Consider the following 25,047-nt stretch of genomic DNA (forward strand, 5'->3'; position numbering starts at 1 on the left):
CTTAGAGGAAGAAACTTCTCAGAATGGTGGCTGCGACAATGAGGAAAATACAGGCTCCGAACCAGCTTGCAGCGGTCTTCGAGGTGTCAGGATCTCCGGACGAAAACTTTGAGTATACCTTTACCCCTCCGATAAGTCCCACGACCGCACCGATGGCATAAATGAGCTTCGTGGCAGGGTCAAAATAACTCGTTACCATACTGGTGGCTTGGTTGATGCCTGACAAGCCGTTGCCTTGGGCAAAGGCAGAGGAAATGGAGAGCAGCAGAATGGCTGCGAAAAGAAAATATTTTTTGGTCATAAATCATTCTTGTTTTGTGTCGGGAGAGGTGGATAGGCTCTCCCGACGGATGAATACTGTTGTTACTTTTGGATCTTAGTGGTGGCTCTCTTGGGGTCAGCCGTACTCTTTTTCTTTCATTGCTTGTTGCATTAAAGGGTTCATACTATTGGAACAAAACCATTCGGAAGGGACGTTATGCCTTCTCACCGCTGTAAAGTTCCTCGAAACGAGCACGGACGATTTCATCTATCGTGGCCGAGCGTTTCGCATCGCTTCGGAGCGTTTCCATCAGGTGAGTTCCTTCCAACTCACTCAGCGTATCGCCGGTTCGCTGTCGTTCTGCTTCGGTGGGGGCGTGGCGGTGAATGACCGCCAAGGCTTCCAGCACCCGCTCAAAATCAATCCCCGTGGCATATTCGCTTTTTCCCGATACGGGAAGTTCTTCATCTTCCTCTTCTGCAAAGGATGGAGCATCCGAAGACTCATACACCAAAGGAATCTCATCTATGTCGGGCAGATCATCCGGCTCTTCCGATGGCTCTTGTCCGTTTTCGAGGGCAAATGTAGAAGCCTTTTTTGCTTCTGCCTCGCCTTTTGGATAACTGCGTACTTGTGGCGTCGAGTGGCTTATCTTAAAGCGACTCTTACCGATGATTTCGGCTTCATTGACCGTCTGGCAAGGTTCTTTGGGGGATGCTCCCTTCTTTCTTCTTTTCCCCTCATACAAGAGAAAAAGAAGCAGCCACACAAGGTAGAGCAAGAGAAGGACAAGGACTATTCGGTACATAGGCGTTGCAGGATTTCGTGAAGTTCATCGCCCAACCCGTTGCATAGCTGACTCAACTTTCCTCCGTGGGGTGGGAAGAGGGTGCATACCCCTTTTCTGCGTTCGGAAAGCAGCGGACGATACAAACGGGAGTGGCTCAATGAGGTCTGCATCAGGAGGACTCCCGTTTCATCGGCAAGGGTGCGACAGCGTTCGTCGGCTTCCTCTCGTTCCCAAGCCTGTATCATATTGCGGAGCAGGTAAAGTTCACGGATATTGCCCTTGCCCATCGTCAGTATCTGTTCTCCCAAGATGTCGATGAAATGGCGGACAGCTTCCATATCCATCGGACTGCCCGTAACGGGAAAGACGACGGCATCCATTGCTGAAAGCAGCTCTACTGTTCCTTCGGTACGCATCAATGGAGGGAGGTCGAAGAGGATGCAGCGAGGAGGATTGTCCGCACAGTGTCGCTCCACCCTGTTCAGGGCTTCCCGCACCGGAGTACAGATAATCGGATAAGGGGCATAGGCTGTCCGATGTTTCAGGCGCATCAGCCTTTGAGGATTCAGTTCTTCCGACTCTTGTTGCCGCAGACGGGCGATGGTATAGACGGGATGATTGCAATCCACGACGGCGACATCGTACCCTCTGTGGTAATGCAGAATGCTTGCGGCAAGTACCGTAAGCGAGGTTTTGCCGACACCTCCCTTGAGGGAAGCGATGGCGAGATAGATGGGGTTACTCATACTTTCTCCTTTCTTTGAATGGGTGAATACTATGTCTTGATAAATCGTTTGTAATCGAAATTGCCTGACAGAATCTCTTTCGGGGCTTCTTCGGCAACGCGATCCAGCAATTCGCGGACACGTTCCCCGACTGCTTTCTTAATTGCTTGGAACATTGGGGAGTCGTGTATCTTATAGATGGTTTCAGCAGCTTTTGCAGCTTCCTCTATCGGAGCATTCTTGCAGGAAAGGACATTACCCATTTGTTGCAGTTCTTCCACGGTGATGCTTTCCGAAAGAGAGTGGCTTTCACCTTGGACTTCCACCAATACATAATCCTCTTCCTCTTCGGGGATGAAAGGAGAGGTCTCTTCCGACATTCCCGTTTCAGGCGTCTGTTCCTGTTGCTCTTCTTCAATGGGCAACTCGGCTAAAAGGATATTCTCCTCTTGGGAGAGTTCCTTCTGAGGGATGCGGATGGTAACGACGAATTTCCCCTTGCCTCGTTCTCGGAAAAAGAGCCGCAATTCACGATAGAGTCTCACGGCACTCCGATAGCGTCCGTACAGAAAGCGGGCAACCTGTACGCTGCCGAGATAGGCTAAGCCTACCGACAGCAGAATGACAATCACCTGCTTCATCGCTCGAAACGTTTACGGAACTGTTGCTCAAACAAGGCATCTATCTCATCACGGTGACTCTCTAAGTGATGCCGGAGAATATGTTCTACGAATGCCCCAATCGTCAGTTTGCCTGCGGCTGCCACATAGACGATTTCAGAAATCTCTTCCTGTGTCTTTTTGGAAATGAACACTCCCTTTCGGTCTCCGATGTTCAGGGGGTGCAGAAAGGCGGTTTCATAATCGCTTCTCTCTTCCTGAAGGAGACCTGTAGAGTGTCCCTCGGAATGCTCGATGAGCGTGGTGGAGTTACGGATGGTTACTTTTGATGAGACGCTTTTTCGTTCTCTGCAGGACTTATTACCTGCCATTGGTCGGTCTTTTTTCTGTTTCATATCACAATAATTTCTTGAAGTTCTTTTCACTTAATCGGTTGATTTCTTCCTTGTAGTCCTCCAAATGTTTGAGAAGGATGTTTTCCACGTACATACCCAATGTCATCTCTCTCTTTCGGATGAAGAGGACGATTTCCGACAGTTTGTCCTGCAACTCTTTGGAGATGTAGATTGCCTTACGGTCGTATAGGTCATTGCGGTGCATGAAAAGCGAGATGTAATCTCCCTTGGCGGGATTCTTGCGACGTGTTCGGATGGGGAGTTGTGGCTCTTCCGCAACCTCTTTCCGTGTTTCCGAAACAGACTCATCCACCTCTTCGACGGTGGCAGGCGGTATCATCTCGCTCTCTTTCTTTTTCATTGGGATACCCTGCGAAATCAGTTCCCGGATAGCGACGGGATCTATCGCCCCCTTATTCTTTCCTGCCATATGCTTCTGGTTTTACGATGGACAGGATTTCCTCCACAAGCTCTTTCAGACGACTGCCTCTGAGCAGTGTGCGAGAGGCGGGAAAGATGGTCGAACGGAAGAGGGTCGTACCCTCCTCCATTACCTCCTTTTTGTAGCGGGTCGTATTGGGGACTGCCGTTTTTAAGATGGGAAGTCCCAAATCGGCAATGACCTTTTCATACATCGCATAGAGGGGTGTTTTCTCTCTCCCGTCCACCATATTCCAAAAGAGATAAATCCCTTTGTTGGCAGTGGCTGCATTATTGGTTATCGCCTCCTTGATGATGGCAGAAAAGCTCAGCGTGCTTTCCAAGGAAATACGGTCGGCGGAGATGGGCGTGAAGATGTAATCCATACCGGAGAGTGTGTTCAGTACACCGTCATTGTTGATGGTTCCGGGCAGGTCAAAAAAGACGAAATCCGTATCGGGTTCGTCTGTTTTCAGATATTCCCTGACCGTATCCACGGCTGCCTCTGCCGTGGCACAAAGAATGGTGTACGTGGGCTTTTGCAACTCGGAGAATTGAGTTGCTGCCAATTCTTGCAGTGCGGGGTTGCGATCCACGCCCTGTGCGTCACGCTGACGCATGGCATTGATGCTGAATTGCGGATAGTCGCAATCCACCACAATAAGGTTATACCCGCAGGCATAGTACAGGTAACTTGCCGTCAAGACCGTAAAGGTCGTTTTGCCGACACCGCCCTTCTGGGTGGAGAAGGCAATGAAAACAGGTTTCTTTTTCATTTCATTTTCTGTTTAATGGTTTTACATATATGTGTGGAAAGGCGTATGCACACCTTGGTTTGTTTCCTTGAAAAGGCAGATGTGGAAACGAGTCTGTGAGGGAATAGATCCCCGGACAGGCATACAGAAAGGTATTCCAACAAGGGAACATAGACCTGCCTTTCGGGATATGTCCCTCCCTGCATAAGGGTGGGGCTATATGACGGGATTCATACCTGCGCACATCCACCCATCCATACGTCCGCACTTGTACCCTTGTGCAAGGGTATGGGGATCGACGGGTGCAATAACTTGTACATATTCTCATTCCTATTTCCATTTCCGTAATTGTCTGTTCAAATGGTTGCGGACTGGTTTTTAGACTTGGGCAGGCAGGTATATCCACCGACCCGCAAACAGCCGTCCGACGGGGCAAATATAGATGCCTTTACCCCCTTGTTTCTACCATTTTTGCTAACTGCGTACTTGTGGCTTCGATTTGCGTATTTGTGGCTTCGTAAAAGATAAGTGACTTAGGCACAAGGCTTAGTAACTTTGCACCCAAGCGGAAAGCCGAAGTATTCGAGGCATGAAGCGTTCTTTTTTGAGAGACTCGACTTCCGTCCTTCGCGGACGGATTTATTTGCGTCGGAGCAAATAGCAAGATATGTCCTGCGTTACTCGAAATAAATTCGGTAACTCAGAACTCTTGCTCTTGCAGAGGGCTGAAAAAACTCCGAAGTCGTTTTTTCTTGGAAGAGAGAATGACTTGTCTTGAATGCCGGTGATGCCGTGAAACCTCCCGAAAGGGACTCCATCGTGCTTTGCACATCTGTCCCCTTAGAGAGAAATACAAACCATTAAAATCCAAAGTAAAATGACAAAGAGACATGTGGGGAGACCCTTGAAAAAAGAGAAAGCCAACCATTGTTGTATGGTTCGGTTTACGGACACGGAGTTTGCGCGTTTCCTGACGCTTTATGAACAGTCAGGAGTCCCGAACAAAGCGCTTTTCATCAAAGCAAGGGTCTTTGATGAGACTTTCCGGGTGATAAAAGTAGACCGTTCATTGCTTGATTACTACCAAAAACTGACGAATTTGTACGGGCAGTTTCGCAGTGTTGGAGTGAATTATAACCAAACTGTAGTCACTTTGAAGAGTAATTTCACCGAGAAAAAAGCCTTCGCCATGCTTGCCCAATTGGAGAAACTGACACTCGAATTGGCAGCCATCGGAGGTGAAATCGTACAACTCACCCGTGAATTTCAGGAAAAATGGTCGCAAAGATAAATTATGGAAGCTCCCTTTACGGCGCGTTGGCGTACAATGGGGAGAAGGTAAATGAGGGCGTTGCCAAGATTCTGGAGACCAACAAAGTGTTCTCTCCGGCTGATGGGACACACGATATATCCGCCTGTATGCAGGACTTTATGGCATATATGCCAAGTCATGTCCTCACTAAAAAACCGGTTATACACATCTCCTTGAATCCGCATCCCGATGACCGTCTCAGCGACGAGCAGTTCTCTGACATCGCACGGGAGTATATCGAAAAGATGGGCTACGGCAATCAGCCTTTTGTCGTATATAAGCACGAGGATATAGACAGGCATCATCTGCATATTGTCACCTTAGCCGTCGATGAGCGGGGAAAGAAGATAAACGACGGCAATAATTTCTACACCAGTACCCGTATTCTCAAAGAACTGGAACAGAAGTACGGTTTGATTCCTGCGCAAATGCGGAAGGAAAGAGAAGCATTTCGGCTGAAAAAAGTCTGCTACGGCGACGGAGAGAATCTTAAAAAACAACTCGCTTCGGTTATCAAACCGGCAGCGAAATTCTACCATTGTCCGAGTTTCAAGGAATACCGAGCCTTGCTCTCCACCTATAATATATGCGTGGAGGAGGTCAAGGGGAATGTAAACGGAAAGACTTATATGGGACTTCTCTACTTTGCCTCGGATGACAAGGGAAATAAAGTAGGAAAAGTATTCAAATCTATTGCTGTCCGATAAAACTATAAAAGAGTATAATGAGGCGTCTCAGTCGCAGATTTGATGCGGCTGAAAGCTTCATTTCCAAAATCCAAGCCCCCTAATCAAATAAAGAGGGACATGAAGTCTCTTCAGAGACTTCATTTAAGCATGCTTCCCAGTCTTTTTCCGGATGATTAAAGAGGCTATAGAAGTCCACGTAGTACATCAGCGTTATTCTAACCATCGTTGCCAGTCCAGAGAAACTCCAAGAGCGTGTTAATCCACTCTTCATAACCATTAAAAGCAGATTCGCTATCAGAGTTACCCATATTTGTATCTTTATGGCATTGGCACTCTCTCCATAGAAATATTTCAAAGGAAAGTTTTGCTTTAATTGTTTGAAAAGGAGCTCTATCTCCCATCTTTTTCTGTAGATATCAATGATCTCTTGAGGATAGGACTCCATATCATTGGTGAGCAAAGAGATAAGTTTTCGTTTCTTCTCATCAGCGTATGTGATGAGACGTGCTTTGTGTATGACTCGCTCCCCCTTTTTTAACTCCTTAGTGAAAGTAATGTGCTGTACTCTCATGGCCATGAGCCCTTCGGGAGATTGGTAAATGATCTCATCAGAGACCGTGTAGAGTAGTTTCTTCTTCATTTTTGTGACATAGATCACACCTCGTTGTGTCATTGCCTCAAACTTTTCATAGTCAACGTATGCTCGATCCATGGCTATGATGTCCCCTTTGGATAGTGTCGTGGGATTCAGCATAAATGAGTCATGTGTTGCTGCAGAAGTGAATCGGATATCAGAGGGAACACCCTCGTTAGCATGAATAACCGTGTGTACTTTAATACCGCCTTTCTTTTTACCTCTCTTCGGATGCCTACCTACGCCTTTAAAGATAAGATTAGAGAATAATGATATGGTGGTCGAGTCTATTATCTGTAATTTTTTCATCCATTGAGGCTCTTTCTTCAAAGGATGTCGGCTGTCCGATAAAAGACGATTGTGATAGGTAGCATACAAATGTCTGTATATGGCCTCAAAGACAACCTCCGGACGCCGTTTATTCGCATCCGCCAGTGTGCTTTTGGAGGTCATCATGCAGATCCCTAAATGTTGTAGCTTTCTGGCTTCAGCCTGCAAGGATACTGTAATCTCGCGAAGTGAATCAAAACGCATAATGATGGCATACAGCATGACTACAAGATGTGTCCAAGCATCAAAACGCTTAACGTATCGCTCTCCTTGATGTGATTGACTTAATCGAAGAACGGTTGGCTTATGAAGCAATTTAATAATCTGAGAATAGAGCGGCTGTCCGATAAAATGTGTACTTTTACCCATCGTTAGTTTTGTTTTTGGGGATAATTACAAAACTAATCATAAAGGGCTGAATCCTACTAATGGAATCAGCCCTTTTCTTCTTATCATAAAAAACTTTTATCGGACAGCAATAATTCAAATCCTCTCTCTTTGGAAGGTCTGTCGGATATGAAGCCCTGCAAAACAGCTTCAAGGCTTCAAAGGAGAAACTGAAAGAAAAGCATCTTGCTCCCAAGACCAAAGCGGTCGTAGCCGGAGCATTGAGGCGTTCCGCTACGAAAGAGGATTTCAGGGGAAACCTTCATCGCAGGGGTATTGATGTCATCTTCCGAGAGAACGTGGAAGGTCGGATCTATGGTGTCACCTTTATAGACCATAACAACGGCTGTGTTGTCAATGGCTCGCGATTGGGCAAGGAACTTTCGGCAAACGCCGTTGCCGAGTGGTTCGACCGTCCGCATCCCGAACTGTCCGATTCTGTACAGCAGAGTGAAAAAAGTAATCTTTCCCAAACTCCGACCTCGGATGAAGACTCCGTATTGGGTGGTCTGCTTGACCTGCCGTTGGAGGATCACGGTACGGATTGGGAGGAAGAGCAGTTCAGAAAAAGGATGCAGCGGAAGAAAAGAAAACAACGTAAACTATAAAAACAACGGATTATGTCACAACAAGAAGATGATTTGAGGGCACTGGCGAAAATCATGGATTTTCTGCGTGCCGTAAGTATTATATTGGTGGTTGCCCATCTCTATTGGTATTGTTACGAAGCCATCAAATTATGGGGTCTGAACATCGGTGTGGTGGACAGGATACTGATGAATTTCCACCGCACGGCGGGGTTATTCGGCAATATGCTTTACACCAAGCTCTTTGCGCTGGTACTGATGGGGCTTTCCTGTCTGGGTACGAAAGGTGTGAAAGAGGAGCATATCACGTGGTCGAAAATAGGGGCATTTATGAGTGTCGGCTTTGTCTTTTTCTTCCTCAATTGGTGGATACTTGCCTTGCCACTGCCTATAGAGGCGAATGCAACTCTCTATACCTTTACGATAACCGTTGGATATGTGTGCCTGCTGATGGCAGGACTCTACATGAGCCGACTACTCAAAAACAACCTGATGGAAGATGTCTTCAATCAAGAGAACGAATCCTTTATGCAAGAGACAAGGCTCTTGGAAAACGAGTATTCGGTCAATCTGCCGACCCGTTTCTATTATCGCAAAAAGTGGAATAAAGGATGGATAAACGTGGTCAATCCTTTCCGTGCGGTCTCCGTCTTGGGAACGCCGGGCAGCGGTAAGTCTTATGCCATCATCAATAAATTCATCAAACAGCAAGTCGAGAAAGGATTTGCCATCTACTGCTACGACTTCAAGTATCCCGACCTCTCCACGATTGTTTACAACCATCTGCTGCATCACTCGGAAGGATATAAGGTCAAGCCGAAGTTTTACGTGATCAACTTCGACGACCCTCGTCGGTCGCACCGCTGTAACCCGATACACCCGGACTTTATGAGTGACATTTCGGATGCCTACGAGTCGGCGTACACCATCATGCTCAACCTCAACAAAACGTGGGTGTGACCTGAAAAGTCACGTAATTGATTGTTAAACAGCAATGTATATTGCAAGATTTAACCCGCTGTTCCGTCAGCGGTAGCCTACTATAAGGTGCATCTCCAGTGATGGGTTGTGCTAAGCTTATAGGACAAAGTACACTTTCCGAAAGGACAAGACTGAACCGTGAGGGAACGTCAAGGGCGGTTAGTATCATACCGTCGAGTGGCGAGGCTGGATAGCATGGTTAACGTAATGTGAACTGACTTTAGCCGTCGTAAGGTTTGAAGGAGCGCAAGATACTTTAGCTCTCACCAAAAGGTAAGCAGTCGGATAACCCTCGCCCATGTTGGGGTTACACGGACATAGCACTGCCGGCGGACTTGGCAGAACCTAAACTATCCGTTTGTCAATTGCGTGGAACAGGGCAAGCCTGTATCTCTCTCGTAATAATGCGAGTAAGCGAACCGCAAGGCAAGCCGAATGGGGTGCAGGTATGAGATAACGGAGAAAGCGAATGCCGCCCTGTAATGGGGAGGATACGGATTGAACCAACATCACGAGTTAATGAGGGTAACATCATCCGACACGAAAGTGGGCAGACTTCCGTATATGGTAACTCTTTACAAGATAACTTTTAGAACTTTCAAAAGGAGGAAAGCAAATGAACGAGATTAAAACATCGTGTGCGCCTGCTGACAGCAGGAATCTGACTTGGGACGGTATGAACTGGTCTAAGTGTGAAACCTATGTCCGAAAGCTACAAGCGCGTATTGTAAAGGCTCAGAAAGAAGGCAGACATAACAAGGTGAAAACCTTACAGTGGATGCTTACTCACTCTTTTTACGCCAAGGCATTGGCAGTAAAGAGGGTTACTTCCAACAAAGGGAAGAATACGTCTGGAGTAGATAAACAGCTTTGGGACTCTCCCAAGCGCAAGTACAAAGCAATCGGTGAACTTAGACGTCGTGGCTACCATCCACAGCCGCTCCGTAGGGTTCACATCAAGAAAAAGAACGGTAAACTCCGACCGTTGGGAATACCGACCATGAAAGACAGGGCGATGCAAGCATTATATCTCATGGCATTGGAACCGATAGCCGAAACGACAGGCGACCGTTTTTCTTACGGCTTCCGAGAGAAGCGCAGGACAATGGACGCAATTCGTCAGATTGATACGGTTCTAAATCGCCAGCATTCCCCCGAATGGATTTTGGAGGGAGATATTAAGGGTTGCTTCGACCACATCAGTCACGACTGGCTTATTGAAAATATCCCTATGGATAAAACAATACTCAGAAAATGGCTGAAATGTGGAGCTGTATTCAATGGTAAACTGTTCCCGACAGAAGAGGGTACACCACAAGGAGGTATCATATCACCGACACTTGCAAATATGGCACTTGACGGACTTCAACCACTCTTGGCTGAAAGATTCAAAAGACGCTTCATCAACTATAAGACATTCCACTACAAAGTGAATCTTATCAGGTATGCGGACGACTTTATAATCACAGGTCGAGATAAGGAATTATTGGAAAACGAGGTCAAACCAATGGTGATAGAATTTCTCAAAGAAAGGGGTCTTACCTTATCCGAAGAGAAAACTACCATTACGAACATATACGATGGATTTGATTTCTTAGGTTTCAATGTAAGGAAGTTCGGCAAAAGGCTGTACACATCTCCGTCCAAAGATGCACAGAAACGCTTTAGGGCAAAAATCAGTGACATCGTTAAAGGACATAAAATGTGTAAGCAGGAATCGCTGATACGAATGCTCAATCCTGTGATAACAGGTTGGGGAAACTATTACCGATATGGTGCATCAACCAATGCTTTTCACGGTTGCGACAATCACATTTACAACCTCACAAAGAAATGGGCTTTACGTCGCCACCCAAAGAAACGCAAGTCTTGGGTTGCAGATAAGTATTGGCATGAAATTCGGGGGCGTAAATGGACGTTTGCATGGAAATATGAAACAAAAAGCAAGAAAGTGAACTACCTGACCCTTAAAAGGTTGTCGGATATACATTATACTCCGTACAAGCAAGTCAAGGGGGAGGCAAACCCTTTCGACCCGGAATATGATGATTATTTCTTTCAGCGAAAGGAGCAACAAATGCTGGAATCTCTCAAAGGACGTAAGTCACTCTTATATTTATGGAACAAGCAGAAGCGGACTTGTCCGTTATGCGGCAAGGAGATAGATTGTACAAAAGCATGGAACGTCAATGAAATATCTGTTGGTGGTTCAATTGTACGGCAACTTGTCCATAACAACTGCTACAAGCGAAATAAACGAAACTGTTGAAAGTATGAGCCGATTTCTAACAACAAATAGAAATATTGAGTTGCTTGAGCCGTATGAGGGGAAACTCTCACGTACGGTTCTTAGGGGAGAAGGGGGCAGTAATGCCCTTGACTTACCCGATGTGCAGAAGCAGGGGGATTTCTTCGTGGAATCGCCCATCGTACTCTTTGCCGCCATCATTTGGTATCTTCGCATTTTCGAGGGAGGAAAATACTGCACTTTTCCGCACGCCATAGAGTTTCTCTGTCGGAAATACGAGGATATTTTTCCGATACTCACCTCTTATCCTGAATTGGAGAACTATCTTTCTCCTTTCATGGACGCTTGGCTCGGAGGGGCGGCTGACCAGTTACAGGGACAGATAGCCTCTGCCAAGATACCGTTGTCAAGGATGATTAGTCCGCAGCTCTATTGGATTATGACAGGGGATGATTTCACGCTCGACATCAATAACCCCAAGGAGCCTAAAATCCTTTGTGTGGGGAACAATCCCGACAGGCAAAATATCTATGGGGCTGCATTGGGGTTGTATAATTCGCGTATCGTCAAGCTGATAAACAAGAAAGGGATGCTGAAAAGTTCCGTGCTGATAGATGAGCTGCCTACCATATATTTCAAGGGATTGGACAATCTGATTGCCACCGCACGAAGCAACAAGGTAGCAGTCTGTTTAGGGTTTCAGGACTTTTCCCAGCTGAAGCGTGACTATGGAGACAAGGAGGCTGCCGTGGTGATGAATACCGTCGGAAACATCTTCTCCGGTCAGGTCGTTGGCGAAACGGCAAAGACCTTATCGGAGCGTTTCGGAAAGGTGCTTCAAAAGCGGCAGAGCATGAGCATCACCCGAAGCGACAAAACTACTTCTATCTCCACGCAGATGGACAGCCTGATTCCGCAGAGCAAGATCTCCACGCTCACACAGGGAATGTTCGTGGGAGCAGTCGCCGATAATTTCTCCGAACGCATCGAGCAGAAGATATTCCACTGTGAGATTGTGGTGGACAATGCGAAAGTTGCAAAGGAAACGGCTGCTTACCGCCCGATACCCATTCTGACAGACTTCACGAATGAAAACGGAGAGGATATGATGGAGCAGGAAATAAAGGCGAACTATGAACGGGTGAAGACGGAGGTGCGAGACATCGTGGAACGGGAGTTGCAACGAATTTCCGACGACCCGGAACTTTCCAAACTACTCAATACCAAGAAATAATGGCTGTTTTTCTTGGCTCAAAGGCAGGATTTTTGTATTTTTGGACACGCTAATTGATGGCACTATGAATTGTTTTAATCATACCCAAGAATCGGCAGTTGCCCAGTGTTCCGATTGCGGAAAAGGACTCTGTCCTGAATGTGCGGGAAGGTATCAGCCGATACTTTGCACACCCTGCTATCAGAAGAGAAAGGGCAGAGCCATTTGGGATAATCTCTATTTCCTTATCCTGTACACCGTCTTCTTTGTCATAGGCTATAAACTCGACTTCATGACCACCAAACGGATGCCTGACATGCAGTGGATGTCGGGATATGTTCTGATGGCTTTCTGGACAGGGTATGTGTTTATCAACAAGGTGCTGCCGTGGAAGATGACGGCTGGGACCACCGGGCAGTGGAACTTCTACTATGTATTCAAATTCCTGCTTTACCTCGTGGGTGGTTTCTTTACGGCTCCTTTCGTTGTTCTTTGGACGGTGTTCAGACTAATACAAGCAATACGACGATAAAACGTTGAAAACTTAACTTATTATGAGCAAGCAATACATACTTGATACATCTAAGGAATATCTGAATTTTAGGGATGAGATAACCAAGTGTATTCGCTCCGCACAATACGAGGCGTTGAAAGCCGTCAATAAGGAGATGATAGCCCTTTATTGGGAAATAGGCAGGCGCATTACAGAACAACAAACTGGACTCGGATGGGGAAAGTCTGTTGTGGAAAACCTTTCCCAAGATATTCAAAAGGAATTTCCGGGCATACAAGGATTCAGTGCGAGAAATATGTGGGACATGGCACGATTCTACTCTGATATCAGTCGAATGAAATTCTGCAACCATTGGTCGCAGAAATCAGTTGGACAAAACATATCGTCATTCTGACCAAATGTAAGGAGACACAGCAAAGGCAGTTCTACATCTTGGCAACCAAGAAATACGGATGGACGAAAGATGTGCTGATACACAAAATAGAACTGAAGACGTATGAGAACTTCCTGCTCGGACAAAGCAATTTTGATACCACGCTATCCGAAAACATCCGTAATCAAGCCGTACTCGCCGTAAAAGACGAGTACACTTTGGATTTTATCGGATTGGGCGAGGGACATTCGGAGTATGAGCTGGAACAGGCGATCATCAAGAATATCCGCTCTTTTCTGATGGAATTCGGAACGGACTTTTCGTTCATGGGAAATCAGTACCGACTGGAGGTGGATGGCAGGGAGTATTTTATTGACCTGTTGCTATACAATCGTCGCTTGCAGGCAATGATAGCCGTGGAGCTGAAAGTCGGTGAGTTTAAGCCTGAGTACAAAGGAAAGATGGAGTTTTATCTCAATGTCCTGAATGAGATGGTTAAGTTGCCGCATGAAAATCCTGCCATCGGCATCATCATCTGCAAGTCCAAGAGCCGAACGATTGTGGAATATGCCCTCAAGACTTCGACAATGCCCATCGGTGTGGCGACATACAGCCTTTCCCCCGAACTGCCCGAAGCCTATAAGGAACTGCTTCCGGCATCCGAGGATATAGCCAAGAAATTGGAACTGCTTATCAAGGAATAATAAAAAGGGAGATACTCTGGTCGGAGTATCTCCCTTTTTATTTACCGCTTCTTGAATTTTCCGCCTTTCAGGTCACTTTCCACCATACGCTTATTGAGCTTCTCTCGGAGTTCATCAAGAAAATAGGTGCGGCTGTCATCTTTACGACGTTTCATGTCCATGTAGGCACTGAAGCAGTTTTTAATCTTCACATCAAAGATTTCGGAAAGAGAGTCCGCTAATTCCTCTACGCCAATCTCTCCATTGTTAATGCAGTTGCAGGTGTCGAGGGCATAGAGTAGTTCTACCAAATCGACGACCTTGCCCGTCCAATGAATTGATTTTTTTGCTTGTTGGAGAGGAGAGGGAAAAGTCTTTCTTCTCAGACCTCTTTCTAAAATCTCCAGCTCAATCGACAGAACTTGACACAGTTCAATCAAACAGGACTGAGTTGAAGGTGTTGTTTCGTGATTTTTTTTGGAGAGTTTGAAGGCTAAATTGTGTATAGCTCATAATGCGAAACAAGGACGTTTCATCAGTTTCAGAGTCGCCCAACTCAATCACTTTTTCAATCAACTCATCAGTTGCCTTACGTATCTGTGATACAGTGGATTCTTTTGAAGAAAGAGTCCTAAACGAATGTGTTTGGGTTAGTCTTTTCATATCATAAATATTTGAGATTTGCCCTGAATTGTGAAGGTTGTAGAAGCTATTCCCCAAAGAATTCGGAGAAAAAGCGGCTTAATAAGTTTCCGGATTGGAGAGACAATAGAAAATCGACTTCACGATGTTCCATCTTTCTCATTGGTTGTAATGGCAGGCGACAAAGAGCCTCTTGCCGACCAAGCGTATCACGCTCTATGGAAAGAGAAAGAATCCTACCATTGACAACTCCAGAAGCAGATTGAAAATCAATAGATGCCTCCTCGGTAAGTATATTAGGACGCTTCTCTCCAAATTTCAATAACACGGTCATTTCTGTAGCATCAACTTTCTGATCACCGGGAATGCCATGTATGACTGCCGTCCCGGAGTAGACCTGCTTATAGGGGAGAAAATAGGCTACTGCAAAAAGACAAAGCAGTACCACCCCGATAGCACTAATGCCGTAGCGAACCAGTGAAGAGGGGATTTGCCCCACGATACTACGAACCTTCTCACTACGCAGTTCAAAACTCCGTTCTTGTTTCTGTCTCTCTTCCATATCAGTTGCCTAATTCCAATTGATTCTTCACTAAAGCAAAGTATTTACCTCGTTTTGCAGTCAGTTCTTCGTGTGTTCCTATCTCTACAATTTTTCCTTCATCCAAAACCACGATCTGGTCGGCATTGCGGACAGTGGAAAGGCGGTGTGCCACCACAACCACCGTTTTCCCTTTATAGAAATCTGATAGATTCTCAGTAATGGCTCGCTCGTTGTTCGCATCAAGAGCATTGGTAGCCTCGTCCAAGAAGACGAACATTGGGTTCTTATAGACGACCCGCGCAATCAGTATGCGTTGTCGTTGTCCCTGACTGATACCTTGTCCGTCTTGTCCTATCATGGTGTTATAGGCTAATGGTAAGGCTTCGATGTAATCTGCTATGTTTGCTACACGTGCAGCATGGCGGATACGCTCTATGTCGGGCTCGTCATCCGAAATGGCAATGTTCCTTGCAATGGTATCTGAAAAAAGATACCCCTCCTGCATCACCGCTCCGCATTGATTTCGCCACCAGCCGAGATTGAATTCATTCAGATTGGGGTCACCTACTTGAATACTTCCCTTCAATGGCTCGTAGAATCCTAAAAGGAGTTTGATGAGTGTGGTCTTACCGCTTCCACTGGCTCCAACAATTGCGGTAACTTTTCCATTAGGAAGGGAAAGATTGATGTTCGAGAGAATATCTTTCGGACTGTATATGTCGTATTTGAAAGAAAGATTTTTGATAGCAAGTGAATGTCCGTCTATAGATTCACTAGTATAGTTATTCCTCGTTCGTTCCGCATTCTCTTCGTTGGTTTCTGTATGGATTTCATTCATACGATCCAAACTGATGCTCACGTCCTGCCATGAATAGATGAATTGGATGAGTTGCTCCACGGGACTATTGAGTTGTCCGATGATATACTGCACCGCTAACATCATACCAAGGGTCATATTGCCTTGGATAACGGCTGTAGCAGCAAAAACGGTAATAAGGATATTTTTCACCTCATTGATGGTGATGCTTCCTGCCAATTGTATCTGTTGCATATTGAGAACTTGGAGATTGACCTTGAATAAATCAGCTTGTACATCCTCCCACTCCCAACGTTTACGCTGCTCACAGCCCTGCAACTTAATCTCCTGCATACCACCTATGAGTTGGTAAGTAACGTTGCGGTTGCGCCCTGCCTGCTCAAAATATTTATAGTCCAGCTGTCTACGTTTTTTGAGAAATAAGACAATCCAAGCGGCATAGAGAATCGTTCCCAAAAGAAAGACGAAGAAGATACCGAGATTATAGACGGCAAGAACTACTCCAAAAACAAGGAAAGTAAAGAAAGAAAAAAGTAAGCTCAGACTACTTGAGGTCAAAAACTGCTCCACACGACGATGGTCTTCGATGCGTTGCAAAAGATCGCCCATCAGTTTAGTGTCAAAGAACTTCATCGGTAGCTTCATCAGCTTGATAAAGAAGTCCGAGATAAGAGAGATATTGATGCGTGTGGAGATATGCAAAAGTATCTTGGAGCGGACGAATTCAATGGCAGTACGACTGAATAGTAGCATCATTTGTGCTAACAATACCAGCCATACAAAACCAAGATCTTTTCCTCCGATACCTGTATCCACGATGGCTTGGGTAAGAAAAGGGAAGACTAATTGAAGTAGTGAACCAAGTAACAATCCTAATATCAATTGCGTAAAGAAACGCTTGTACTTCTTGAGATAGCCCCAGAGAAACTTTGATCTGCTTTTGATCCTTACTGAATAATCTCGTAATCGATCATTATCTTTTTTTTGATTTCCCGATGCCTGTTCGCTATTTTTCCGAAAATAGAAATCGTGACTAGGTTCCAAAAGTAGAGCAATTCCCTTTTCCTCTCCATTTGTTTGCGTACAGATCCAGTGCTTACAAAATTCTTCTTTTGTATAAGTAATAAGCCCTTTACTTGGGTCTGCCACATAGACTGTATATTCACCCTTGCGACGTTTCCTGAACTTATTGACGACCACAAAATGGTTTTGATCCCAGTGGACAATACAAGGAAGAGGAGCTGAGGAGGAAAGGGTCTTGAAACACAATCGACCGCCTACTGTTTTGAACCCTAATTCCTCTGCCGCCTTACAGATGCCAAGCATTGACACACCATCTTTCCCTAAAGCACACCGTCGCCGCAACCAATCTCGATTGGGTTGTCTCCCATAGTGTCCTGCAATCATTGCCAAACACGCCGGGCCACAGTCCATTTGATCTAATTGCTTATAGAACATACTTATACTTTTTTGTGTTTATCTGAAATAAAAGCCTTATCAAACTACACAAATAGCTCCTTCATATCACTTTGACTGATTGGGTGCTGTAGATTCTCATCGTGCATTTTCTTTTCTATGTCAAGAATTTCAAACAAGGCGGATTTTGAATGAAAATCAGTTTTAAGTAGGTTAAAACCTATGGGAAAACTATGATAGTCTAACACTTTTAGATTATCTATCATATCTTGATAAATTTCATGAGCAATCTCTGGAGTATATTTTAATCCCAACAAGTTTATAACATCATCGGATTGCAATGATTTAATCCTATAGAGATAGATAAAATCTTTTACACCGAAAAAGTATTCATAAACTATGGCATTCTTGTTCTCAAGAAATCGACACATATTATCGTATGCTTTTTTATAGTTTCCCATATAATAATGCAACATGGCAAGCAAATGACTTATTTCGATATCGATGATATCTTTATCTATCCAATATGGATAATTTTTAGTATATGACTTTTCTCTTAGGTTTATGAGATCTTCGCCTTTTTCTAGTTGCTCAATTATATCTTTAATGGCTTCCTTGTCATGTGCACCAAGATTAACAATTTCGCTTAAATCAGGATTTGTATATGTAGGGATAAGACTTTTTCTATCTGCAACAATTTGGCTCATGCCAGGAATAAGGATATAGAATGCAGGAAATCCTAAATACGAATTATTTCTAACGAAAAGATTGAATCCTAACCTGTTGATAAGGTCAAGTGCTATCTTCAAATCTGAGTCATTAGACAATCCATAAGTATTTGGAAATGGAGTATGATCATATGAATACGAATTAGAGAAAATAGTTATAGGCCAATGCCCACTACCATTAACGAATATTCTCTCTAAATTGACATGAGAAGAGTTCACACCACGAAGATTATTCAGATCGTCCTCGTTATAAAAGTCAAATGGAATACTTTTGAAAGACTTGAGACCTTGATATAGTTCATTTAGACATCGATCAAGGGCTATATCTTCTATGAAATCTGAAGCGAGCTTAAAGTTATATCTCTTATTTTTCTTATCAATAATGATTAAGCCAATCACCGGAAGCCCTTTGCCTAGAGAACAATCTTTTATTATTAGTTCATAACCTTTAATTGAGTTCAAATAATCAAGCTTATTCTTTACTGTTGGATTGGTGAAATAGCTATGCGGTATTGTTGGAGGGACAATACCATACGTATATATCTGTGTAATGGCATATCGTTCGAATATTTCACACATCCCTTGTAAAAGAGCCTCCGATGGGATATTACCAGAAGCCATTCCATTGGAACCTGTTGCTGATAGACATAATTCAATTGGGACGAAAAGTTCTTTTTGATTTTGGCAATCATAAAATGGTATGCATAGGAAAGGTTTATCTCCATACTTTTCGACCAAATCATGTGCAAATTCTTCTATATCGTCATAATTGAATAATGCGCATAATTCTTTCCCAAATCTTATTAAGACTTCTTCTCCCGATAAATATATCTCTTGTGGATCATAGTAAAAATCAAAGACTAAATCTTTTTGTTGCAAGTATTGCCTATAAGATTGATCCGCTTTACTAGAGTTCAGAAACTCTTCTGTAGCAAATCTTCTTGCGAAAAGAAGCATGTTATTTTGGAGACGTTCCATAAACTCTGCGTACCCACTAGCCAACGAATACTCAAATGAGGAACCCTTCCCATTTGTGCCGATATTAAGGTCTCTAATCTTATCATTCCCAATCGTGATACGACATGAATAAAATTTAGAGGACTCTACATAACTCTCACTTGTGAGGAGTCCCAACTTTCCTAGAATTGCTTTGATACGAGTTATTGTACTTACAGGAGTAGTAGCTTTGTACTTCTTTTTCATACTCACTTATATATTAAATAGTTAAATATTGTCATTCAAAAAAGACTGATTGAGAGAATAGAACTCTCTTATAGATGCAAAATAATCTCTCAAATTATGTATTTCGCTCAATTCACAAAGATCCATAATACTAAAAAATATCCGACTAGAAAAAACTCTATTTTGGGTATAATTGATTTTGTCAATTTCATACGGAATATCGGATGTATTGCGATAATAATGTCCAAAACAGACATCTTTTACTAGGATGCACTTACCTCGATTTTTCCAAACTCGCATGCTCATAACTTGCTCGTCAAACCCATATCCGTCAAGACCACATAAGCCTCCAAAGCTTTGCCAAAAAGTACGAGAGCAGAAATAAGCACCGCCCAATACACATGGAACTAGTTCTATTGAATCAGTGGGAACGTGTTCCTTATAATTCCATTTTACAAGCAAATCCAAAGGATTTATATATGCCCCAAAAGATCGTTGTCTTTCTTTGATCAAACTACCATGCTTGTCTATAGATGCAGTTTGACAGCAGTAAAGTTGATTTTCTGCGTTCATCCCATAATCTAGCAACTTCCTATCCCAATATTTTGTCAATGCTATCATATGTCCATCCAACAACAAGAAAAATTTTGAATCGCAGAGTGCTATCCCAATTTCCCTACTGCGTGCTATCCCTTTTTTTGTACTATTTCTATGATATTTAGCGCCAAATTCTACTGCGAGACTCTGATAATCATAATGATCAGTTGATGCATCATCAATTAAAAGAATCTCTGTCAGATGAGAATCCATCGTAGAAAAGATATTCTCGACTGTCATTCTGAGCAAGTCCGCCTCATTGCTAAAAGGTATTACGATCGTCAAAGCCTTTCTCATCATATTCCAATCCTATCCTTTTTAATATCCACCTTATTTTTCTTGAACATATCTCCCAATGTCCACTGTAAAGCTAACTTTAAGATACGAGTGTCATTGTCCAATGTGAATTTGTAGTTTTGGTTTCCGATGTTTGCTCTCGTTGTAGAATTCTTTCCTCGTAGTAAATCTTGTACATCTAATGACAAAGACAAATTCTTTCGTATGAACCAGCGTACTCCAATATCTAAACTATGGAGAGAAGAAACGTCATAAATCCCCTGTATCATGGGTGTTACATAATATCCATCTAAATAACAAGAGATGTTTTTTATCGGTGAATAATTGATATTGATAGCTACCCTACCGGTAAGCTTAGTTCGATCAAAGGCTATATTTTGTAATTGACCTCTGTGCATAAGGTAGAAGACAGTTCCCGTTAATCTCAAATCAAAATTGTTGGAAACATTTAGAGGTATTATAGTCATCAATCCCCACTGTCTATTCATTTCCATATTTATAGAATGATATGTAGCAGTCTGTTCTTTGGGATCTATGTAAAGTTGTTGGGTAATATGATTTTTAGTGTCTTGAAGAAAAAACTGTGTGATATATTTTCCTTTGTTTATCCATGCTAGTCGCAAGGAATTCATTTGACTAGGAACGAGTGAAGGGTTTCCTTGTACTCTCGTCAACTCTGATATATATGAAAGACCTGAAGTTAATTGCCAGTAGTCAGGATCTCTCAACTCTGATGAGTATGAGAGCATTAGCACATTCCGTTTGGGTAAGCGAAATGTAAGGCTTGCCGTTGGATATAGCCTTGAAACTTTACGATTCTCTTCTTTGCCATGAATCCAACGATCTATATGTAAATCATAAATAAGATTACCTTTTACTGTTAGCCATTTAGTTACGGTATAGTCAGCTCCTAAATAGGTCTTATTGTAAAACTCTATATCTTTAGATTTCACTTCATGCGAGGTGATTTTTTGTTGTATCTCATTATTTACTATACTTGTCCTAAAATATTCTCCTGCTATGATTCTCAACCCTTTTATGCTTTTGACTGGTTGATTGTAATCAATTGTAAGCCCGCTTCTGTAGACTTGCTGATTGAGTAATTGAGGAACAAGTCGCTCAGTGATAGTTGGTTGACTTATTCTCTCTGTGTGGTAGCTCATCCCTTGGAGTGACATTGTTAACCTTGGGGAGGTATACGAAAGATCTACTATATGATTAGATGCCTTTGTATTGTTCTCAATCTGAGATTTAATATTTTTCCGTCCATCTGCTAAACTAGTATTTCCAACAATATTGCCCTCAGAAGCGGAATGGTTAATGTTATAAACAAAACCCAATTGTTGTTTACCATCAGAAGAAATAGGGTAGATAAAACTAAGGTAACCTTTATGAAAATTCCCCTTGGTATTATTTTCCGATAATTCAGAGAAATCTATTACTTTCTCAGATTTTCCCCAGATAGACTGATTGGTAAAATAATTTTCGTTAGCATAAGAGTAATGAGCTTGTACGGAAAGTGACTTTAGGTTCGTATTAACCGTAAGGTTTCCATAAGTAGTCGTTCGCCTTGAAAAGTCTCCTCCAATATTCAGGTCTGTCTGAAAATGTTTGCCACGGGGAGCTTTTTTTAGTACGATGTTGATGGAGGAATGCATGCTTCCCAATTCTGGAGCAGGATCGTACCTAATGTCAATTCGCTCAATCATCTCGGGAGAGATCGCTTTCAGTTTCGTAACAATTTGATCATATGACATAAGCGTCTTGCGTCCATTGATTACTAGTGTTGTAGAAGGCATACCAATCAGAGATACCATCCCTTTTTCTATGCTTACTCCAGGTAGCTTACTTAGCATGTCATATGCACTCGCAACACTCCTGCCAATCTTTTGTAAAGAATGGTTGGAATAGACTAATACCCCTCCCTCAACCTTTACCATTGGACGTTCGGATACGATGACCACCTCATCTAACACTTTAACGATATCTTCTAGAATGAAATAATTTACCCGTCCTTGCTCAATCTTTTGTAAGGTTAGAGACTTATACCCTAAATGGCTCAGAGAAATATTTAGACAATTACTAAACTTTTCAGTTGGCTTGATAACAAAACGTCCAGACTTACTGGTTACGATCGTTTCAAGTCTCTGAAGTGTATCGGTACAGTTGTAGACACTTACAGTAGCTTCTGAAATAGGACGCCCAGAGTGATCTAAAACCACTCCTTCTATATCATTATTTTGAGCAAAACATATATCTGTTATAGATAATAGTAATGCTATAACCAATGCCAATCTATTAAAATGCATAATTATGAGGAGAAAAGATTAAGAGGGGGACAGGGCAAGCCCTGCCCCCCAAAATTCAATTAAGTTCACTCAGAACGTAGAGTTATCACAAAGGATACTGAATAAGATTCTCTTACATTAATCCGTGACCTCTAGTTCTGTCTGGTGTTACAACGACTTCATCCAGTGTACCACCATCTAATGTATCTTCGGATTTGCTAATATCATTAGCTACCGATCTACCTGCCTTGATGGCTTCCACTGAAACTTCCTCGACTTCAACACTTTGAATTTGCAGTCTTTCAGATAGAGTTTTCATACTAAAATACTTTTGTTAGTTACACTCCATTCATACTCAAGAGCTATTTGTACCTTTACAATCTGTTTGGTCAGAGCCCTTTTTAGTACCATAGGGGGCGGCTATGTTGCGATAGCAAATGTTAGATGTACGAGCTAACAAAAACTTTTGCAATATTAGCGTGAGACGCGTCTCACCTTTTCGAGGTGTACTATCCTCTACCTACGAGCTCTGTAGATATTATGCTTTGATATCAAATGTATTCAATAATACTATTCCATACGAGAATCTACCACTTTCTGAAACGAGATGGAATTTTTCTCCCTTCGTCTATTTCTCTGCTACTTGCTTCTTAGAATAGAATTCATCATCTGCATGAGAGCAGCTTCTATTTCTCGTTTTGGAATACTTGTAAAATCTATTCCACAAAATGTAGACACATCCTTATGCAATGCCAAGTACTGTATTCCTGCTGTAAGAATAGCTAATTGTATTCTCAATGTATCTGGAGATTCAGATGCTTTAGCATAGAAATCAACTAAATCTTCTGTCTTAATCTCTCTCTCCTTTGCTATTTCAACAGCAGCTTCCAATGGAGCATCTTGGAGCTCCAAACGAAGCAAAGATGCTAATAATCTATCTTCTGCAATTTGTGCCCATAAAGAGAGTAGAATCTGTGTCAAATCCTCTGGAGTTCTATTTAGTTTTTCAACTGGGAATTCTTCATAATGAGAAAACCAAAAATCATGGTCACGGATAAATTTCTCCACATAAAAGGCAAACCCCTCAGGATAGCGTCTATAAAATACTTGAGGTTCTATTTCTGCTCGATCACAAACTTCTTGAATAGAAAGTCCTCCAAACCCCTTTTCTCGTACAATATCCTCTGTTGCCTTATCAATTAACTGAGCAATCTCGGCAGAAGAGCGTCTCTTTCTTGGCATATATTTATAATCCTTCTTTGTTACTGTAAGCAATTTTGAAATTAAAAAGTCTATATCTCTATATGAGTGTAAGTTGGAAAGAGCTAATCGCAATCTTGGGTAGCGTTTTGAGACAGCAGGATAGCCGATAGGAACGATATAAACATCGTGTCGAAGTAAACGTTCTGCCCACAGAATAGCTTCATCATAACTCGGGGTCAGTATTCCTACGATAGGAGTGGTGGAGTCTGTTGTGGAGAAACCAGCTTCTTGTAGTTTCTCTTTTGCGTACTGTGCTTTTGCCAACAACTCTTTTCGCTCAGAGGTCGCTTTCTGAATTAACTCTAAAGATTTCAAAGCAGTAGCCAAACAAGGAGGAGGAAGAGAAACCGAAAAGCAGCAACTTCCTGCATAGTAACGGATGTAATCAATTAGCTCCTTGCGCCCGGATACGTACCCTCCAATACTTCCAAAAGCCTTACTGAGTGTCCCCGTAACAAGAGGAACCTGTCCCAACAAATTCAATTCCTCTAAAAGACCGGCACCATTTTCACCTAACACTCCGATACCATGGGCATCATCCACGATGAGCAAAGCCCCATGCTTTTGAGAAATCTCTAAATACTCCCGAACCAAACCTCTATCTCCATCTTGGGAATAAACCCCATCCATCACGACATACAGATTACTTCCTTCAACTTTGTAGCGTTGCAGGGCAGCGTCTAATGCCTCCGGGTCATTGTGAGGAAGTACTTTACACGTACAATGCCTTACTCCTTCAAAGACACTTCGATGAACCCCTTTATCAAGGAAGACAATATCATTAGGCTTCGCCAAAGCAGAAAACACGCCGACATTCGTAGAGAATCCGGAATTAAAAACCAATGTGTCTTCTGTGTTCAAAAGAGCAGAAAGTCCATCTTCCAATCTCTTTTGGAATGAAGAATAGCCTCCAATGCTGGGAGCGGCACAGAATCCCGTCCCAAATTGATTGATGGCTCTGATGGCATCACTTTGCACAAGTGGATGCTGGGAAAGCCCTAAATAATCATTGGAAACAAAACTGACCATGCGAGAATTGGCGCGATTTCTCAAAGACATTTTAGAAGACACCGCAGAGTCAGACTCTTTCCAATAGACTTGTCCGGCTTCATTCCCATAATTGTCTTTGTATTGAGAGAACTCTTTCGCAAGTTCCTCAATAGATTGGGATGACTGTGCTATGTTGTATTTATCTAGCTTCATAGATAGAGTGTTATCTTAACATAGCGCAATAGTTCGTTAAAAAATATCCAAGCCTAAGCGGCTCTGGCAGTAAATAAAATGAGTTCTTTGAAAAGTTTGTCAATAACTTGCGGGTCTGGGCTAATCCCAAACACGCAAATAAATCGTTCAAG

The 25,047-nt window shown here is 43.0% G+C and carries 19 protein-coding genes and 6 pseudogenes; 7 read left to right on the forward strand and 18 right to left on the reverse strand.

The window, feature by feature from the left end:
- Position 1: 1 nt before the first annotated feature.
- The 7 genes from ACFO3G_RS09010 to ACFO3G_RS09040 all read right to left on the reverse strand — a co-directional run bounded on the left by ACFO3G_RS09010 (position 2) and on the right by ACFO3G_RS09040 (position 3,988).
- Positions 2-301 (reverse strand): DUF4134 domain-containing protein, encoded by a 300-nt coding sequence (locus tag ACFO3G_RS09010; protein WP_380080087.1) that lies wholly within the window; start codon positions 299-301, stop codon positions 2-4.
- 175 nt (positions 302-476) lie between these two features.
- Positions 477-1,070, reverse strand: coding sequence for a conjugal transfer protein (locus ACFO3G_RS09015; protein WP_380080089.1), 594 nt, complete (start codon positions 1,068-1,070; stop codon positions 477-479).
- Positions 1,058-1,798: a ParA family protein gene (locus tag ACFO3G_RS09020; protein WP_380080091.1), complete on the reverse strand. Its 741-nt coding sequence runs from the start codon at positions 1,796-1,798 to the stop codon at positions 1,058-1,060. Before ACFO3G_RS09020 ends, ACFO3G_RS09015 begins: the two co-directional genes overlap by 13 nt.
- 29 nt (positions 1,799-1,827) lie before the next feature.
- Entirely contained in the window at positions 1,828-2,418 is a 591-nt protein-coding gene (locus ACFO3G_RS09025) for a hypothetical protein (RefSeq protein WP_380080093.1), read from the reverse strand.
- Positions 2,415-2,768 carry a DUF3408 domain-containing protein gene (locus ACFO3G_RS09030; protein WP_380080129.1) on the reverse strand — a complete coding sequence of 118 codons (354 nt, stop codon included), beginning with the start codon at positions 2,766-2,768 and terminating at the stop codon, positions 2,415-2,417. Before ACFO3G_RS09030 ends, ACFO3G_RS09025 begins: the two co-directional genes overlap by 4 nt.
- A gap of 25 nt (positions 2,769-2,793) precedes the next feature.
- The gene (locus tag ACFO3G_RS09035) at positions 2,794-3,222 is read right to left on the reverse strand and encodes a DUF3408 domain-containing protein (RefSeq protein WP_380080095.1); all 429 of its coding nucleotides are present in this window, start codon (positions 3,220-3,222) and stop codon (positions 2,794-2,796) included.
- On the reverse strand, positions 3,206-3,988 hold the full coding sequence (locus ACFO3G_RS09040) for a ParA family protein (protein ID WP_380080097.1): 783 nt from the start codon (positions 3,986-3,988) through the stop codon (positions 3,206-3,208). Before ACFO3G_RS09040 ends, ACFO3G_RS09035 begins: the two co-directional genes overlap by 17 nt.
- 856 nt (positions 3,989-4,844) lie before the next feature.
- Between ACFO3G_RS09040 and mobA the strand changes: the two genes are divergently transcribed.
- The gene (gene mobA, locus ACFO3G_RS09045) at positions 4,845-5,258 is read left to right on the forward strand and encodes a conjugal transfer protein MobA (RefSeq protein WP_380080099.1); all 414 of its coding nucleotides are present in this window, start codon (positions 4,845-4,847) and stop codon (positions 5,256-5,258) included.
- A pseudogene (locus ACFO3G_RS09050) lies at positions 5,243-5,971 on the forward strand (relaxase/mobilization nuclease domain-containing protein); the annotation flags it as partial. The gene mobA and the pseudogene ACFO3G_RS09050, both read left to right, overlap by 16 nt.
- 94 nt (positions 5,972-6,065) lie before the next feature.
- On the opposite strand, the gene ACFO3G_RS09055 reads toward ACFO3G_RS09050, so the two are convergent.
- Entirely contained in the window at positions 6,066-7,301 is a 1,236-nt protein-coding gene (locus tag ACFO3G_RS09055) for an IS4 family transposase (protein ID WP_380080101.1), read from the reverse strand.
- A gap of 113 nt (positions 7,302-7,414) precedes the next feature.
- Between ACFO3G_RS09055 and ACFO3G_RS09060 the strand changes: the two are divergent.
- The 5 genes and pseudogenes from ACFO3G_RS09060 to ACFO3G_RS09080 all read left to right on the forward strand — a co-directional run.
- Positions 7,415-7,927, forward strand: a pseudogene (locus ACFO3G_RS09060) (conjugal transfer protein MobB); the annotation flags it as partial.
- Positions 7,928-7,939: 12 nt separating this feature from the next.
- A pseudogene (locus ACFO3G_RS09065) lies at positions 7,940-8,863 on the forward strand (YWFCY domain-containing protein); the annotation flags it as partial.
- Positions 8,864-9,503: 640 nt separating this feature from the next.
- Entirely contained in the window at positions 9,504-11,156 is a 1,653-nt protein-coding gene (gene ltrA, locus ACFO3G_RS09070) for a group II intron reverse transcriptase/maturase (protein ID WP_380080103.1), read from the forward strand.
- Between the two features lie 121 nt (positions 11,157-11,277).
- Positions 11,278-12,369 (forward strand): annotated as a pseudogene (locus tag ACFO3G_RS09075) (TraM recognition domain-containing protein); the annotation flags it as partial.
- A 533-nt stretch (positions 12,370-12,902) separates the two neighbouring features.
- Positions 12,903-13,939, forward strand: a pseudogene (locus ACFO3G_RS09080) (PDDEXK nuclease domain-containing protein).
- Positions 13,940-13,980: 41 nt separating this feature from the next.
- Here the strand turns inward: ACFO3G_RS09080 and ACFO3G_RS09085 are convergent.
- The 10 genes and pseudogenes from ACFO3G_RS09085 to ACFO3G_RS09130 form a co-directional block, all read right to left on the reverse strand.
- Positions 13,981-14,358: an RteC domain-containing protein gene (locus tag ACFO3G_RS09085; RefSeq protein WP_380080107.1), complete on the reverse strand. Its 378-nt coding sequence runs from the start codon at positions 14,356-14,358 to the stop codon at positions 13,981-13,983.
- Entirely contained in the window at positions 14,351-14,581 is a 231-nt protein-coding gene (locus ACFO3G_RS09090) for a hypothetical protein (protein ID WP_380080109.1), read from the reverse strand. The genes ACFO3G_RS09085 and ACFO3G_RS09090 overlap by 8 nt, the downstream gene beginning before the upstream one ends.
- A gap of 46 nt (positions 14,582-14,627) precedes the next feature.
- Positions 14,628-15,122 (reverse strand): hypothetical protein, encoded by a 495-nt coding sequence (locus tag ACFO3G_RS09095; protein ID WP_380080111.1) that lies wholly within the window; start codon positions 15,120-15,122, stop codon positions 14,628-14,630.
- A gap of 1 nt (position 15,123) precedes the next feature.
- The gene (locus ACFO3G_RS09100; protein ID WP_380080113.1) at positions 15,124-17,379 is read right to left on the reverse strand and encodes a peptidase domain-containing ABC transporter; all 2,256 of its coding nucleotides are present in this window, start codon (positions 17,377-17,379) and stop codon (positions 15,124-15,126) included.
- 44 nt (positions 17,380-17,423) lie between these two features.
- Complete coding sequence (locus tag ACFO3G_RS09105; protein WP_380080115.1) at positions 17,424-19,268, reverse strand: YcaO-like family protein; 1,845 nt, start codon at positions 19,266-19,268, stop codon at positions 17,424-17,426.
- 21 nt (positions 19,269-19,289) lie between these two features.
- Positions 19,290-20,144 carry a glycosyltransferase gene (locus ACFO3G_RS09110; protein ID WP_380080117.1) on the reverse strand — a complete coding sequence of 285 codons (855 nt, stop codon included), beginning with the start codon at positions 20,142-20,144 and terminating at the stop codon, positions 19,290-19,292.
- Positions 20,141-22,450 (reverse strand): outer membrane beta-barrel protein, encoded by a 2,310-nt coding sequence (locus ACFO3G_RS09115; RefSeq protein ID WP_380080119.1) that lies wholly within the window; start codon positions 22,448-22,450, stop codon positions 20,141-20,143. The genes ACFO3G_RS09110 and ACFO3G_RS09115 overlap by 4 nt, the downstream gene beginning before the upstream one ends.
- A gap of 112 nt (positions 22,451-22,562) precedes the next feature.
- Positions 22,563-22,748 carry a hypothetical protein gene (locus ACFO3G_RS09120; RefSeq protein WP_380080121.1) on the reverse strand — a complete coding sequence of 62 codons (186 nt, stop codon included), beginning with the start codon at positions 22,746-22,748 and terminating at the stop codon, positions 22,563-22,565.
- 320 nt (positions 22,749-23,068) lie between these two features.
- A complete protein-coding gene (locus tag ACFO3G_RS09125; protein WP_380080123.1) occupies positions 23,069-24,895 on the reverse strand; it encodes an aminotransferase class I/II-fold pyridoxal phosphate-dependent enzyme in 1,827 nt (608 codons plus the stop codon).
- A gap of 53 nt (positions 24,896-24,948) precedes the next feature.
- Positions 24,949-25,047, reverse strand: a pseudogene (locus ACFO3G_RS09130) (transposase); the annotation flags it as partial.

Source organism: Falsiporphyromonas endometrii (genome assembly GCF_042654485.1).
GTDB lineage: Bacteria > Bacteroidota > Bacteroidia > Bacteroidales > Porphyromonadaceae > Porphyromonas > Porphyromonas endometrii.

Excerpts from the sequence above, each read along its gene's own strand:
- ACFO3G_RS09020 (WP_380080091.1), bottom strand. The coding sequence starts at position 1,798 with ATGAGTAACCCCATCTATCTCGCCATCGCTTCCCTCAAGGGAGGTGTC.
- ACFO3G_RS09030 (WP_380080129.1), bottom strand. The coding sequence starts at position 2,768 with ATGGCAGGTAATAAGTCCTGCAGAGAACGAAAAAGCGTCTCATCAAAA.
- ACFO3G_RS09105 (WP_380080115.1), bottom strand. The coding sequence starts at position 19,268 with ATGAAAAAGAAGTACAAAGCTACTACTCCTGTAAGTACAATAACTCGT.
- ACFO3G_RS09110 (WP_380080117.1), bottom strand. The coding sequence starts at position 20,144 with ATGATGAGAAAGGCTTTGACGATCGTAATACCTTTTAGCAATGAGGCG.
- ACFO3G_RS09100 (WP_380080113.1), bottom strand. The coding sequence starts at position 17,379 with ATGTTCTATAAGCAATTAGATCAAATGGACTGTGGCCCGGCGTGTTTG.
- ACFO3G_RS09010 (WP_380080087.1), bottom strand. The coding sequence starts at position 301 with ATGACCAAAAAATATTTTCTTTTCGCAGCCATTCTGCTGCTCTCCATT.
- ACFO3G_RS09025 (WP_380080093.1), bottom strand. The coding sequence starts at position 2,418 with ATGAAGCAGGTGATTGTCATTCTGCTGTCGGTAGGCTTAGCCTATCTC.
- ACFO3G_RS09040 (WP_380080097.1), bottom strand. The coding sequence starts at position 3,988 with ATGAAAAAGAAACCTGTTTTCATTGCCTTCTCCACCCAGAAGGGCGGT.
- ACFO3G_RS09090 (WP_380080109.1), bottom strand. The coding sequence starts at position 14,581 with ATGAAAAGACTAACCCAAACACATTCGTTTAGGACTCTTTCTTCAAAA.
- ACFO3G_RS09115 (WP_380080119.1), bottom strand. The coding sequence starts at position 22,450 with ATGCATTTTAATAGATTGGCATTGGTTATAGCATTACTATTATCTATA.
- mobA (WP_380080099.1), top strand. The coding sequence starts at position 4,845 with ATGACAAAGAGACATGTGGGGAGACCCTTGAAAAAAGAGAAAGCCAAC.
- ACFO3G_RS09120 (WP_380080121.1), bottom strand. The coding sequence starts at position 22,748 with ATGAAAACTCTATCTGAAAGACTGCAAATTCAAAGTGTTGAAGTCGAG.
- ACFO3G_RS09035 (WP_380080095.1), bottom strand. The coding sequence starts at position 3,222 with ATGGCAGGAAAGAATAAGGGGGCGATAGATCCCGTCGCTATCCGGGAA.
- ltrA (WP_380080103.1), top strand. The coding sequence starts at position 9,504 with ATGAACGAGATTAAAACATCGTGTGCGCCTGCTGACAGCAGGAATCTG.
- ACFO3G_RS09095 (WP_380080111.1), bottom strand. The coding sequence starts at position 15,122 with ATGGAAGAGAGACAGAAACAAGAACGGAGTTTTGAACTGCGTAGTGAG.
- ACFO3G_RS09125 (WP_380080123.1), bottom strand. The coding sequence starts at position 24,895 with ATGAAGCTAGATAAATACAACATAGCACAGTCATCCCAATCTATTGAG.
- ACFO3G_RS09055 (WP_380080101.1), bottom strand. The coding sequence starts at position 7,301 with ATGGGTAAAAGTACACATTTTATCGGACAGCCGCTCTATTCTCAGATT.
- ACFO3G_RS09015 (WP_380080089.1), bottom strand. The coding sequence starts at position 1,070 with ATGTACCGAATAGTCCTTGTCCTTCTCTTGCTCTACCTTGTGTGGCTG.